Here is a 13585-nt window from a genome sequence, read left to right on the forward strand (position 1 = left end):
TGTTGTCTTGAAGAGCATCGCCCGCCAGCGGGCTCCTACGCGGTAGTAGCCAAGTGCAGGGCGGCGACGCGTTCGGCACGTGGCAATTTCTTCCAGGCGATTTCCAGCCGCAGTGCATCGCCGTGGCTTTCGACCCAGACCCAGCCGAGCAATTGCTTCGGTGGGTTGGAGCGGGTGAAGCGCGCGCCTTTGCCGGCGAGATGCTTTGCATAGCGCTGCTCGGGATTACGGGCGATGCCGGTGTAAACGCGGCCGTCGGTGCATTCAAGCAGGTAGACGGCCCAGCCCTTGTCGCTGGGCGCGTCCGGGTCGCTCATGCGCTCAGGCCCACTCAACCAGTTCTTCCGCTACACAGACTTGTCGCCACGACGGACGTGCCTTCAGTCGCGTCGCCAGTGCTGCCAGCGGCGGCCACTCGGTGGCCGGACGCGGCATGTTGCGCGACCAACGCATCAGCATCAGTGCATACAGGTCAACCACGCTGAATTGCTCGCCCAACAGGTACGGGCCGTGCTTGGCGAGATGGGCGTCGATATGCGACCAGCACTTTTCGATACCGATGCGCGCGGCTTCCTGCACGGACTCAGCAGCGTCCGGCAGGTGGTCGCCGGGGTAGAACCACTGGCGAAACAGCGGCTGCAAAGAATTCGCGAGATAGAACATCCACTGCAGGTAGTCGCCGCGCTGTGCGCTGCCAGCGGCGGGCGCCAGCGCGGCTTCGGGATGCCGCTCGGCCAGCAGCATCGTGAGTGCCGCCGCTTCCCCATGCGGCGCGCCATCGACCATCAGGGTCGGCACAACGCCGTTCGGGTTGATCGCCAGATAGGCTGCGCTGCGCTGCTGGCCGGCGGCAATGTCGATGCGCTCCAGCGTGTGCGGGGCATCAATTTCCAGCAGGGCGAGATGGACCACCAGATTGGCCGAGCCGGGTGCGAAATAGAGCGTATACATGGCAGATATCCACAGAAAGTGATCGACGAATCATACGCCGCGCTGATCTGTGAATCGTCCCGGCGCTATAGTCGGGTTTGGCGCCTTCGAACATCCATCATCTACAGGGACCCGCAGATGGCAGACTACGATGTTGACGCGGCGGTAACGTACCTGGATGCCCATGCCCATGGGCAATCCACCGGTTTCTGCGCACAGGCGGTGCGGCGGGCACTGCTGGCTGGCGGTATTGACGTGACACCTCACCCGGGCATCGCCAAGGCGTATGGCCCCTATCTGCTGGCGCACGGCTTCGTCCCGACGGCGACCGACGGCAGCGCCGGATATGCGGCGGTGAAAGGCGATGTAGTGGTCATTCAGAGCTATACCGGTGGCAGCCAGGCCGGACACATTGCGATGTTCGATGGCCTGCAGTGGGTTTCGGATTTCAAGCAGCGGGATATCTGGGCTGGCCCCGGCTATCGCACACACAAACCGAGCTATGCGATCTATCGGCATTGAGGAGCTTTCATGCGATTTCTGAAGTTGCTGTCGACTGCTCTATTGCTCGCATGGATTGCGGTTGCCGGCAGTGCCTGTGCCAGGCCAGACAACGCCGGCGGTTCGCCGGGTGTCGATGCCTTCCTGCACACGGTTTACTCCCGCTATTCCGCCAGCGGGATACCGCTGGATATCGATGATGTCCGCGCCGCTACGATCTATGAGGCTTCGTTATTGGCGCTGATGCGCCAGGATCGGCAGTCGCTCAAGGGTGAGGCCGGGGTGCTCGATGCCGACCCGCTGTGTGCATGCCAGGATCACGCCGTCAGCGCGGTGAACTGGGTGCTGCAGCCAGCGGCAGGCGGTGGCTGGTCGGCGCGCGTGTCGTTGCAGAACCTTGGCCAGGCTCAACATCTGGAGTTGTCGCTGGTGCACAGCGGGCCGGGCTGGCGCATTGCCGATATCCAGACGGAAAACATTCCCAGCCTGCGTGCTTCGTTGCAGGACGAAATTCAGGCTGCGGCGGCAGAGGCGCCGCAGCCTGGCAATCGCTGAAGCAAGCCCCGTGCTTCAGGCGTCCAGTTCGCTCCAGCGCGCGTAAGCGGTGTCCAGCTCGGCCTGCAATCGGCTCACGGCTTCGTTGGCCTGGGTGATGCTGGCGCTGTCCTGCTTGAAGAAGGCCGGGTCGTTCATCGCCTCGCCACGGGCCGCGATTTCGGTCTCCAGTTGTTCGATGCGCTTGGGCAACTGTTCGAGCTCTTGTTGTTCCTTGAAGCTGTGCTTGCGCTTCGTCACCGCGGGCGCGGCTGGCGCGGGAGCGGCGGCGGCCGGCTTTGTCGTGCTGCCGGTGGCGCGGGCGATGGGCTTCTGCCGCAGCCAGTCGGTGTAGCCACCCACGTATTCGCCGATCTGGCCTTCGCCTTCGAGCACCAGCGTGCTGGAGACCACGTTGTCGAGGAAGGCGCGGTCATGCGACACCAGCAGCAAGGTGCCCTGGTAATCGGTCAGTAGTTCTTCCAGCAATTCCAGCGTTTCCACGTCGAGGTCGTTGGTCGGTTCATCCATCACCAGCAGGTTGGAGGGCTGGGCGAACAGCTTGGCCAGCAGCAGGCGGTTGCGCTCGCCGCCGGACAAGCGGGTGATCGGCGCACGCGAACGCTCGGGCGAGAACAGGAAATCCTGCAGGTAACCGACGATGTGTTTGCGCTGGCCGTTGAGCTCGATGAACTCGCGACCTTCGGCGACGTTGTCCAGCGCGTTGAGCGAGTCGTTGAGTTGCAGGCGGTGCTGGTCGAAATAGGCGATCTGGATGCTGGTGCCCAGCTCGGCCGTGCCCTGCAACGGGCTCAACTCGCCCAGCATGATCTTCAGCAAGGTGCTCTTGCCGGCGCCATTCGGCCCGATGATGCCGATGCGGTCGCCGCGCAGAATGGTGGTGCTGAGGTCGTCGATCAGCACGCGGCCGTCATACGCCTGATGCACGTTCTTGAGGTCGATAACCTTCTTGCCGGACGACTGCGCAGTGGCGGCGGTCATCTTCACGTTGCCATTGAGGTTGCGTCGTTCCGAACGTTCATTGCGCAACGCCTTCAGCGCGCGCACGCGGCCTTCGTTGCGGGTACGTCGCGCCTTGATGCCCTGGCGTATCCACACTTCTTCCTGCGCCAGCTTCTTGTCGAACAGCGCATTGGCCTGTGACTCGGCGTGCAGGCGTTCTTCGCGGCGGCGCAGGTAGTTGTCGTAATCGCCCGGCCAGTCAGTGAGTGCGCCGCGATCGATCTCGACGATGCGAGTGGCCAGCGCGCGCAGGAAGCTGCGGTCATGGGTGACGAAAATGATGCTGCCGGCAAACTGCTTGAGGAAGGTCTCCAGCCAGCCGATCGCTTCGATATCGAGATGGTTGGTCGGTTCGTCCAGCAGCAGCACGTCGGGCTTTCGCACCAGCGCCTGGGCCAGCAGCACGCGGCGCTTCATACCGCCTGACAGTGCGGCGAAATCGGTCTCGCCGGGCAACTCCAGCTGGCTGATTACGTCGCTGACGCGACGATCCAGGTCCCAGCCGTGTTGCGCCTCGATCTCGTGTTGCACGTCGCCGAGCGCGTCGAAGTCGCCCGCATCGAGCAGGTGGTGATAGCGCGCCAGCAGCCGGCCGAGATCGCCCAGACCTTCGGCGACCACGTCGAACACGCTGCCGTCGGTGCCATGTGGCACCTCCTGCGCCATGCGCGCCACCACGATGCCGTTCTGCAAGCGCACCTCGCCATCGTCGGCATGCAGCTCGCCGGCGATCAGCTTCATCAGGGTCGATTTGCCTTCGCCGTTGCGACCGACGATGCAGACACGCTCGTTCGCCTCGATCGACAAATTGACATGTTCGAGCAGGAGTGGGCCGCCGATGCTGAAGTCGACGTTTTGCAATTGGATAAGAGACATCCGCCCATTGTAGCTGGTGCTGCCAGGTTCGCGCCGCTAAACGGTGGGAAATGGCGGTCCAGAACGCGTCCGGCGAGTGCTACATGAACTGGTAATGCACGATATGGAAGAAGATCGGCGCGGCGAAAGTGACTGAGTCGAGACGGTCGAGGATGCCGCCGTGGCCTTCGATCATGTCGCCCCAGTCCTTGGCGCCAATGCTGCGCTTGACCGCCGACAGGGCCAGCCCGCCAAGGAAACCGGCCAGCACGATCACCAGCGAGATGCCGGCCGAGCCCCAGAACGTGAACGGGGTGATCCACCACAGGCTGGCACCGATCAGGGTGGCACTGAGGCCGCCGCCGACCAGGCCTTCCACGGTCTTGGACGGGCTCACTTTCGGCGCCAGCTTGTGCTTGCCGAACAGTTTGCCGAACACGTATTGCAGGACGTCGCTGATCTGCACCACCAGCAACAGGTACAGCATCAACAGCAGGCTTTGCCCTTCGTAGCCCGGGATATGCAGCAGCAACACCGCCGGGGCGTAGCTGACGCAGTAGACGGTGAGCATCAGGCCCCACTGGATCTTGGTGCTGCGTTCGAGAAAATTCTCGGTATCGCCATGCAGGGCGGTGATGGAGGGCAGCAACAGGAAGCCGTAGACCGGGATGCAGATGGCGAACAAGCCGTACCAGTCGACCGCGATCAGCCAGTACTGCAGCGGAATGGCCACGTAGAAGCACAACACCAGCGGCAGGTGATCACCACGCCGGGTCGGCGTGAGCGTGACGAATTCGCGCAGCGCGAAGAACGAGGCCAGCGCGAAAAATACCAGGGTGGTGGCCCGACCCAGCAGGAAACAGGCGCACAGCAACGCGGCCATCCACCACCAGGCGCGGATGCGCGCATTGAGGTTGTCGATCACTTCACGGCGGTCGGCCGGCGCGCGCCGGGCCAGCCACCAGCCAATCGCGCTGGCCACCAGCAACAGCGCCAGCACACCGCCCATCACCCACCAGAATTTGTGTTGTGCGGTCACGCCAGCTCCACTACCGCCGCATGGGCGCGTTTGAGGAAATCGTCCTTGTCTTCAGCCGGATTCAGCCTGAGCGCTGCGCCGAAGCGCACGACGCAGGTCAAGGGAACCGGCAACAGGCTGCCCTTGGGCATGCTCCGGTGCAGCGTGTCCAGGTAGACCGGCACCAGCTCGGCCTGCGGGTAGCGGGTGGCGAGGTGGAACAGGCCCGACTTGAACGGCAGCGGCAGTGCTTCCTGGCTGCGCGTGCCCTCGGGGAAGATGATCAGCGAGTCGCCGGCGTCCAGCGCGTCCATCAGCGGTTGCAGCGGATCGCCTTCGCGCTGGCTGCGGTCGCGCTCGATGTAGACCGCATGGAAGCCGTGGTCGGCGATGAAACCACGGATGCCGCCGTGCCCCCAGTAATCGCGCGCGGCCACCGGGCGGGTGGTGGCGCGCAACCTAGGCGGCAGCGCCGACCACAGCGCCAGCGCATCGAGGTGACTGGAGTGATTGGCGAAATAGATCCGCTGCACGGGCGACGGTTCGCAGCCGATCCAGCGCGCATGGGCACCCACCAGCAAGCGCACCAGGCCCACCAGCACGTGCGAGGTGATCATGCGTCGGCACCGTGGTGGAGGCGAGCGGCAATGGCTTGCAGGCGGGTGATGCAGGTGAGCGCCGAACCCGCGGCGATGATGGCTGCCGTAGCGATCAGCAAGCGGTGGCTCCACGATGGCAGCGCGGCGGCAATCACCAGCGCGATACCCAGCAGCCACATGCGATGCGGCTTGGCCATCGGGCCGCGGAAATCCTGCGCCTGTCCCAGCGAGCCGCCGAGCACGCGGATGTACGCCGTCAGCGCGGCCAGCAGGGCGCACAGCCAACCCAGCCACGGCAGCATCACGGCGTAGCCCAGCGCGACCAGGAATAGCGAGTCGCCGAGCCGGTCCGGCACTTCGTTGAAAAGCGGGCCGGTGACGGTTCCCTTGCCACCCTCGACCGCGACCATGCCGTCGAACATGTTGCACAGCAGTCGCAGCAGAATGCACAGCGCACAGAGCAACAAGCCAGGCGCATCCGGCCATTGCAGCAACGCCGCGCAGCCGGCCAGGGCAAACAACACACTGGCGCACGAGATCTGGTTTGGCGTGATGGCGCTGCGCGCCAGCAGTGCAGCCGTGCCGCGCGCCCAGCCGCTGCTGCGCACCGCGATCGGTCGGCGGTTGTCGTCCGGCATCGAGTTGCTCCCCCCACATGAATGCCATGGATCGTACTGGTCCACGGTGGTCTTGTCAGGTGAGCGGACCTGCAAACATAGGGGGCGGTGTCTCAGCTTCCGCAGACGATGCTCGCTACGACATTAGCTGTCCGGCGAGATCTCAAAACGTTACAAGCCACGCGCTCGCACGTCGATCGCGCCGCTCATTCACCGCGTCGCCGATGGCCCGCCGTGGTCACTTCATTCGCACGTGGGTCGCTACGAATCAGCGGGGATCGGCTTCACCGGGTTGCACTTGCGGTGGGCCGGTTCGCTGCGCGGACCATCCGCGGGCCAGCGTAGGATCGGTCCAGAAGGTGGATTGCCGGGCTGTCGCTGCTGACCAGGACTTCCGTTGCGCCCTTGCCGCAGGCGCGGTGGACGTAGCTCATCAGCAAGTCACGCGCGCGGTAGACCTGACCGAAATTATGCAGATCGAGCGCCTTGGCAACGGCCTGCTGGCTGGGCAGATGGGGAGCTGCGCAGCTGATCGTCAAGGCTTCCTGCGCGTGGCTGGTCGGCGCGGTGAGTTGGATGGCTGCGGCAAACGTGGCGATCAAGATGGCTTTCGCGGGGCTGTTCATGGCGGACTCCTGAGTTGGATGGAGCTGACCTGATGCGGTCGGCAGATCCAGCGTGCCGCAGTGGTCTGATCCAGTCTTGAGGGGTTTGCATGGGTTCCGTTGGGAAAAGCTTGGGGAATTCTTTTGGCGTGTATAGTCTTGATTGCATGGGGATTGATGCGCGACCGGTCGGCCTGTTCGAAGGTTCGCTATGACAACTGAAGGGTTCACCCGCAGCGGGATCTGCTTCGACGACGTCGCGATCGACACGATCGGGCATCGGCTGCTTGTGGGTGGCATCGAGCGCCCGCTGGAGCCGAAGGCCTTTGCCGTGCTGGTGTTGCTGGCCAGCGAACCTGGGCGGGTGTTCGATCGGAATGAAATTCTGGACGCGGTCTGGGGCCACAGCCACGTCACGCCCGGCGTACTCAACCGGATTGTTGCGCTGTTGCGCCACGCCCTCGGCGAGAGCAGCCACGAGGGCCGCTACCTGCACACCGTGCATGGCATTGGCTATCGCTTCGACGCCGACGTGCATTTTTCCGGCGTACCCGGCGGCGGTGCTGTTGCCAGCGTGCCCATCGATGACGGTGCCCTTGCGTCCGCAGCTGATGACGCGTTGCTGCCTGCACCGCCCCTTGTTGCCGCGGCAGCGGGGTTGGTACCGGTAGTCGAGGTGCGTCCGCGACGTGCGTGGCAGCTTGCCGCGATGATCCTGTCGGCGCTGTTGCTGGTTGCTCTGGCCTGGATCTACTACGGACGCGTGCACGTGCCGGTCCCGTTACCTGGGGTGGCCCGCTCCACGCCGGTCGCAACGCGCTCCATCATCGTGTTGCCACTGAAGGTGATTGGCGCATCGGCGGCGGATGCCGCTTTTGCCGACGGCCTGGGTGAAGACTTGATTACCTTGTTGTCGCGGGTGGATGGCGTGCATGTCATCGCGCGCACCTCCGCGGCACTGGCGCAGGACAGCGGCGAGAATCTGCCAGCCATCGCCAGGCGCCTGCACGTGGGGTACGCGATCGAGGGGAGCGTTCAACATGAAGGCGATCAGTTGCGCGCCTCGTTGCGGTTGGTCGACATTGCCAGCGCGCAAACTCTGTGGGCCGCGCAGTACGACCGTGCGGCAACGGATGTGTTCGCACTGGAGCGCGACGTCGCCACCTCGGTGGCGAACGTACTGGCGCTCAAGCTCAGCGCACGCCTGCAGGCGGATCTGGCGCGCAGTGAGGATTCCGGCCTGTATCGGCGTTATCTGGAAGCTCGCCATCAGCTGCATGGTGATGTGCCGCTTGGCGTCGGCGCGCCAAGGATGCAGGCGGCGTTCCGCCAGCTCGTCGCCGATGCACCGGGTTATGCGCGCGGCCATGCCGGCCTGGCGCTGGCCTTGAATCAAATGGCCTTCAGCGATCCGGCCGACGCTGCGTCCAAGCATGTCGAGGCGGTCGCCGAAGCGAAGCTGGCCTTGCAGATGGACCCGTCGCTGGCTGATGCCTATACGGTGCTCGGCGACGACGCTTGCCGTCGAGGGGACTGGGAGCAGGGCATGAAACTGCTTCGACGTGGCCTGGAGCTTGCCCCGGCCGATTCGATCCTGCGCATGTGGTACACGCGGGACCTGTTGACCTTGGGCTATCTCGATCAAGCGCTCGACGAAATACGGATCGCTTATGCCGCCGATCCGCTTTCGGCGCGCGTCAATTATCAGTTCGCGCGTGTGCTCGACACCCTCGGCCAGCATGACGAGGCACAGCGTCACCTGGATGTCTCCCACGTATCCCATCAGGCCGCGTTCTGGTTCAACGCGGTCTGGCGTGGCGATCTGGCGCATCTGCAGTCATTCGTTCCGGATGATCCCCGCTTCGCCGATTCCTACCTGGCTGCAGGCGCAGCATTGCGTGATCCTGCCCAGTGGCCCAAGGCGCGGCGACTGATCGATGCTTCGGAAAAGGTGGCGGGAAGTTCGCCGAACTGGCTGCGGGTGCTCGATCCACAGGCCGACGTTGCCGCGAACATCGCCATGCTGGAGACGGTCTGGCGCAGCGGCTACTCGGGTATGGACTCGATGCTGTGGAACCCGGAACTGGCCGACTATCGCCGTGACGCCGCGTTCCAGGATTATGTGCGGCGTAGCCACATGCTCGACTACTGGCGCGCGCACGGCTGGCCGGATCGCTGCCGCGCAGACGGTGCCGGCGTGGTTTGCAGCTGACGTGCCGGGTGACGTGGCGTGAAATGAAACGGGCCGCACAAGGCGGCCCGTTTGGTGAGTGCGTGCGCTACGCGCCGCAACTGCGCTGTTACAGCTTGGCGTCTTTGCGCAGCGCCTCGGCGCGGTCGGTCTTTTCCCACGAGAACGAGGTGAACGCGTTGCCGTTGGCGTCGACCAGTTCGCGCGGGGTACGGCCGAAGTGGCCGTAGCTGGCGGTCTGCTGGTACATCGGATGGATCAGGTCAAGCATCTGCAGAATGCCGTACGGACGCAGGTCGAAGTGCTTGCGGATCAGCTTCTCGATCTTCTCGTCGCTGATCTTGCCGGTGCCGAAGGTGGTGACCGAAATCGAGGTGGGATGCGCCACGCCAATCGCGTAGCTCACCTGCACTTCGCAGCGGTCGGCGATGCCGGCGGCGACGATGTTCTTGGCCACGTAACGCGCGGCGTAAGCCGCCGAACGATCGACCTTGGACGGGTCCTTGCCGGAGAACGCGCCGCCACCGTGACGCGCCCAGCCGCCGTAGGTGTCCACGATGATCTTGCGGCCGGTCAGGCCGCAGTCGCCCACCGGTCCGCCAATGACGAACTTGCCGGTCGGGTTGATGTGGAACTTGGTGCCCTTGTGCAGCAGCTTGGCCGGCAACACGGGCTTCAGGATCAGCTCGCGCACGCCTTCGATCAGGTCTTTCTGCTTCACGCTTGGATCGTGCTGGGTCGACAGCACCACCGCGTCGATCGCCACAGCGACACCGTTCTCGTAGCGCAGGGTGACCTGGCTCTTCGCATCAGGGCGCAGCCACGGCAGCGGCGAGTTCTTCCGCTTGCGCACCTTGGCCTGCTGCTCGACCAGACGGTGCGAGTAGTAGATCGCCGCCGGCATGAAGTCCTTCGTTTCATTCGTCGCGTAGCCGAACATCAGGCCCTGATCACCGGCGCCCTGTTCTTCGGGCTTCTTGCGATCCACGCCCTGGTTGATGTCGGGTGACTGCTTGCCGATCAGGTTGATCACGCCGCAGGTGGCACCGTCGAAGCCGACGTCGCTGGAGTCATAACCGATATCGACGATGACCTTGCGGGTGATCGCTTCCAGGTCGATCCACGCATCGGTGGTGACTTCGCCGGCGACAATCGCCACGCCGGTCTTGACCATGGTTTCACAGGCCACACGGGCGCGCGGGTCCTGCGCGATGATCGCGTCCAGAACGGCGTCGGAGATCTGGTCGGCGACCTTGTCCGGATGGCCTTCGGAGACCGATTCGGAGGTGAACAGGTAGTTGGACATCGCGGTATATATCCCTTTGTGCGGATAGAAAGATAGATGAGGTCGGTGATGATACAACGACCGGCTTCCATTTGCAGCCGCGCCGTGGTGGCGCAGCGGGAATTCGTTCAGCCGTATGGATGGCCGCAGGCGGTCAGCGCCGTCACAACACCACGCAGCGGTTGCGCCCGGCGTGTTTTGCGCGGTACAGAGCGCGGTCGGCGCGTTCGAACACGTCTGCCGGTGTATCGCCGCCGCGCAAGGCGGTGATGCCGCACGACAGGGTGATCTGCACCGGTTGTTGCTGACCACGAAAGCCGACACCTTCAATACAGGTGCGCAACTCTTCGGCGATCGCATGGCCGGCGTCCACCGTGGTGCCAGGCAGTACCACCACGAACTCCTCACCGCCGTAGCGGGCCAGCAGATCGTCCGGACGCAGGCGGGTGGCGAGTTGATCCGCCACGATACGCAGTGCGCGGTCGCCGGCGGCATGGCCGAAGCGGTCGTTGATCTTCTTGAAGTGGTCGATGTCCAGCACCAGCAGGCAGGCATCGCAGGCCTCATCCATGACCTGCTCGCACAATTCCACCATGCGCTGTTCGAAGACCATCCGGTTGGCGATACCGGTCAGCGTGTCGGTCGAGGCAAGTTGCTGCTTCTGCTTGAGGCGCGTTTCCATCGTCTGAGCCGAACGTTCCAGCTCGCCGATGCGTTGGTTCATCTGCTCGGAGCGGGTTTGCCACTCGCGTTCGCGCGCGTCTTCGCGCTCGCGGAACGTCTTCATGTGGCTAGCGATCGCACCGAGTCGCGATTGCACCTCCAGATGGAGGGAGCTCATGTCGGGTGACTGCTGCAGGTGATTGCCCAGCGCATCGATCTCGCTAGCCAGGTGACGGTCCAGTTCCTGCCTGGCACCGGTGCCATCGCGACGGTCGGTGCTTTCGTGATTGAGGTATTGGGCCAGTTCGTCCAGTTGTTTGGTGACGTGGGTCAGCAGCTGTTCGGCGGCGGCATGCTGGTCGCCCAGTTCGCGCAGGTGGCGATTGACCATGCCTGTAAGGCTTTCGACATGCACGGCCAGCGCGGCATCGTCAGCGGCGCTGGCGATGGCCGCGCGGAGATTGTCCAGACGACTGGCGTCGAGGTCTTCCAGACTCAGCCGATCAATCAGCCCCAGCAACAGATTGGCGGTGGATGAGCTCGCGGGTATGGCAAGGGCTGGCACGACGTCGGATACAGGTGGTGCAGCAACAGGCTTGCTTGCAACCGGCGGTGGCGCCGCGCTGCGCGTTTCAGGTAAGCCATCGAGCGAGCGTACGGCGTCGGTAAGGTCGGTCAGCAGTGATTCCAGCTCCTGCTCGTCGAGTGGTTCTCGCAAGCGCTGACGCAGTGTGCCCAGGGTGGCGTCCAACGTTCCGGTGCGGCCATCGGCGGCATAGGTAAGTCGGGTGGAAAGGCGACGCAGGAGGATGTCGACGCGCAGCCATTGCTCGCGGGCATGCTCCAGCTGCTCGATCACCTGTTGTGGAGCGGGTGTTGACTGCGGGGTATTCATCGACGTCCGATTCGCTTCGCCGTTGGCCATGTTACGTGCGGCTCGTGGGAAACGCACGTGGTGGTCGATTCACCCTTCGCCGCTGTTTGCTTTAACCGTATGCGTGCAACCAGCCTGCAGCCATGCGGAGCGGTTGATGGAACATCAGTAGCCTGCGCGGGTGAGCTTCGCTCGCAGCTCTTGCGGGTCTCACAGGCCATGGGTTCGTTGATTTGTTGGTGCAGCGACAGGGTGATTCATCGGGCAGGACGCCGGATCAGGATTGGTTGTCCAGCTTGAAAATGGTGACCTGATTTTGCATGGCTTCCGCACGGTCCTGCAGTAGGCGGCTCGCGGCGGCAGCTTCTTCGACCAAGGCTGCGTTTTGCTGGGTCGATCGATCGATCGAGGTGATGTCTCGGCCAATCTGATCAATACCGATCGACTGCTCCTCGCTGGCGGCGGCAATCTCGGCGACAACGGCAGCCACTCGCCCCACGCCGCTCACGATATTCGTGAGTACGACGCCGGACTGGTTCACTCGCTCGCTGCCGGCGCGGACCCGTTCGACGCTGTTGCCTATCAAGGTTTTGATCTGGCGCGCCGAGTTGGCACTGCGCTGAGCCAGTACGCGAACCTCGGAGGCAACCACTGCAAAACCACGACCATGCTCGCCGGCACGCGCCGCTTCCACGGCGGCATTGAGTGCCAGCAAGTTGGTCTGGAAGGCAATCTCGTCGATCACACCCAGAATATCGGCAATCTCGCGACTGGATTCGTCGATGGCCTGCATGGCGAGAACTGCCTCGGCGACCACCGAGCCGCCGGTAGTGGCTTGTTCGCGTACTTGCCGCACCAACTGTTCGGCCTGATGCGCGTTTTCTGCATTTTGCTTCACGGTGGCGGTCATTTGCTCCATCGAGGCAGCAGTCCGCTCCAGACTCGTTGCCTGATCCATCGTGCGCTGGCTCAGGTCATCGTTGCCCTGGGCAATCTGTCGCGCGGCATCAAGGATTGACGAGCCTCCCTGGTTGACCTCGCTGACGAGGGTGCCAATCTGCTGGAATACTCCCAGCAGGCGTTGCGCACGTGGCTCATTCACCTTGGAGAAATCGCTCAAGTCCAGATTGACATGCTGACCGTCCGCACCGATGTGCGCGGCCATATCACCAATCACTTCAGCTACGGAGAAATCGCGCGCGGCGCGGTACGCGAGTATGACCAACACCACGGTCTCGGCCACCACGTACAGCGCGTGTTCGACGACCAGCCACCAGCTGGGTTCGGGGAAGCACCACGGCACCCATCCCCAGATCTGAAACCAGGCCAGCCCCTGCAGAAAATTGAACAGTACGTGGTGTACCGCGATGGTTGCTGCTGCCACCATCGGTGAGATGACACTGCGGTAGACCACGGTGGCGCCAAGCATGGCAAAAATCGAGAAATGCGCGACGGGATTGCCCTGGTCCACCTGAATCAGCAGCGCTGTCATCACCATTGCCAGAATCGGCAGCAGCGTGCGGCTCAGCAGACCAGCGCGTGAACGGACTGCCACCAGCAGGGCCAGCGCCATCAAGGCTGCACCCACGACAATCGTGGGCAGCAGGCCGACCTTGATCAAGGCGTAAATGCAGGCACCAAGCCAGGTGGTTGCCATGGCCAGGAGCATCAGGCCGTCGTTTCCTTCGACAAGGCCATTGACGCCTGGAAGTTTCTTGCGGGTCATGCGGAGTGGCCTTCAGGCTAATTTGGGCAGGGCGGAGCCATACCTGCTGATACAGCCACAGGCGCGACGCAGAGAAACGGATCGGCTAAGCGTCCATAGCTATCGGCCGCGTGTCACAGAGCTTTACTGGCTGGAAAGAGTCAGCGTTCAGCCAACAACGGCCG

Annotated in this window: 13 protein-coding genes; 3 read left to right on the plus strand and 10 right to left on the minus strand. The window is 63.6% G+C overall.

All coding sequences use genetic code 11. The features are described 5' to 3' along the window. Nucleotides 1–35: 35 nt before the first annotated feature. Both PY254_RS05490 and PY254_RS05495 read right to left on the minus strand, forming a co-directional pair. Nucleotides 36–317, minus strand: coding sequence for a GIY-YIG nuclease family protein (locus PY254_RS05490; RefSeq protein WP_281014472.1), 282 nt, complete (start codon nucleotides 315–317; stop codon nucleotides 36–38). Nucleotides 318–321: 4 nt separating this feature from the next. After that, nucleotides 322–951, minus strand: a complete 630-nt coding sequence (locus PY254_RS05495; RefSeq protein ID WP_281014473.1) for a glutathione S-transferase family protein — start codon at nucleotides 949–951, stop codon at nucleotides 322–324. A 117-nt stretch (nucleotides 952–1068) separates the two neighbouring features. On the opposite strand from PY254_RS05495, the gene PY254_RS05500 reads away from it, so the two are divergent. Together PY254_RS05500 and PY254_RS05505 are read left to right on the plus strand one after the other, a co-directional pair. Further along, nucleotides 1069–1452, plus strand: a complete 384-nt coding sequence (locus PY254_RS05500) for a hypothetical protein (RefSeq protein ID WP_281014474.1) — start codon at nucleotides 1069–1071, stop codon at nucleotides 1450–1452. A 9-nt stretch (nucleotides 1453–1461) separates the two neighbouring features. Then, entirely contained in the window at nucleotides 1462–1986 is a 525-nt protein-coding gene (locus PY254_RS05505) for a DUF3828 domain-containing protein (protein ID WP_281014475.1), read from the plus strand. A 15-nt stretch (nucleotides 1987–2001) separates the two neighbouring features. Here the strand turns inward: PY254_RS05505 and PY254_RS05510 are convergent, their stop codons facing one another. The 5 genes from PY254_RS05510 to PY254_RS05530 all read right to left on the minus strand — a co-directional run bounded on the left by PY254_RS05510 (nucleotide 2002) and on the right by PY254_RS05530 (nucleotide 6703). After that, complete coding sequence (locus PY254_RS05510; protein ID WP_281014476.1) at nucleotides 2002–3864, minus strand: ATP-binding cassette domain-containing protein; 1863 nt, start codon at nucleotides 3862–3864, stop codon at nucleotides 2002–2004. Between the two features lie 79 nt (nucleotides 3865–3943). Next, nucleotides 3944–4852 carry a phosphatidate cytidylyltransferase gene (locus PY254_RS05515; RefSeq protein ID WP_281015162.1) on the minus strand — a complete coding sequence of 303 codons (909 nt, stop codon included), beginning with the start codon at nucleotides 4850–4852 and terminating at the stop codon, nucleotides 3944–3946. 26 nt (nucleotides 4853–4878) lie between these two features. Then, nucleotides 4879–5478: a lysophospholipid acyltransferase family protein gene (locus tag PY254_RS05520; RefSeq protein WP_281014477.1), complete on the minus strand. Its 600-nt coding sequence runs from the start codon at nucleotides 5476–5478 to the stop codon at nucleotides 4879–4881. Further along, nucleotides 5475–6098: a CDP-alcohol phosphatidyltransferase family protein gene (locus PY254_RS05525; RefSeq protein ID WP_281014478.1), complete on the minus strand. Its 624-nt coding sequence runs from the start codon at nucleotides 6096–6098 to the stop codon at nucleotides 5475–5477. Before PY254_RS05525 ends, PY254_RS05520 begins: the two co-directional genes overlap by 4 nt. A gap of 263 nt (nucleotides 6099–6361) precedes the next feature. After that, the gene (locus PY254_RS05530) at nucleotides 6362–6703 is read right to left on the minus strand and encodes a hypothetical protein (protein WP_281014479.1); all 342 of its coding nucleotides are present in this window, start codon (nucleotides 6701–6703) and stop codon (nucleotides 6362–6364) included. A 190-nt stretch (nucleotides 6704–6893) separates the two neighbouring features. Here PY254_RS05530 and PY254_RS05535 point away from each other — a divergent pair, with 190 nt between their 5' ends. Next, on the plus strand, nucleotides 6894–8894 hold the full coding sequence (locus PY254_RS05535) for a winged helix-turn-helix domain-containing protein (protein ID WP_281014480.1): 2001 nt from the start codon (nucleotides 6894–6896) through the stop codon (nucleotides 8892–8894). A gap of 88 nt (nucleotides 8895–8982) precedes the next feature. Here PY254_RS05535 and metK read toward each other — a convergent pair whose 3' ends face one another. From metK to PY254_RS05550, 3 genes are all read right to left on the minus strand, one after another. Next, nucleotides 8983–10179, minus strand: a complete 1197-nt coding sequence (gene metK, locus PY254_RS05540) for a methionine adenosyltransferase (protein ID WP_281014481.1) — start codon at nucleotides 10177–10179, stop codon at nucleotides 8983–8985. A 142-nt stretch (nucleotides 10180–10321) separates the two neighbouring features. Beyond that, nucleotides 10322–11716, minus strand: a complete 1395-nt coding sequence (locus PY254_RS05545) for a GGDEF domain-containing protein (RefSeq protein ID WP_281014482.1) — start codon at nucleotides 11714–11716, stop codon at nucleotides 10322–10324. A 256-nt stretch (nucleotides 11717–11972) separates the two neighbouring features. Then, entirely contained in the window at nucleotides 11973–13421 is a 1449-nt protein-coding gene (locus tag PY254_RS05550) for a methyl-accepting chemotaxis protein (RefSeq protein ID WP_281014483.1), read from the minus strand. Between the last annotated feature and the right edge of the window lie 164 nt (nucleotides 13422–13585).

This window comes from Rhodanobacter sp. AS-Z3 (genome assembly GCF_029224025.1).
Taxonomy (GTDB): Bacteria; Pseudomonadota; Gammaproteobacteria; order Xanthomonadales; family Rhodanobacteraceae; genus Rhodanobacter.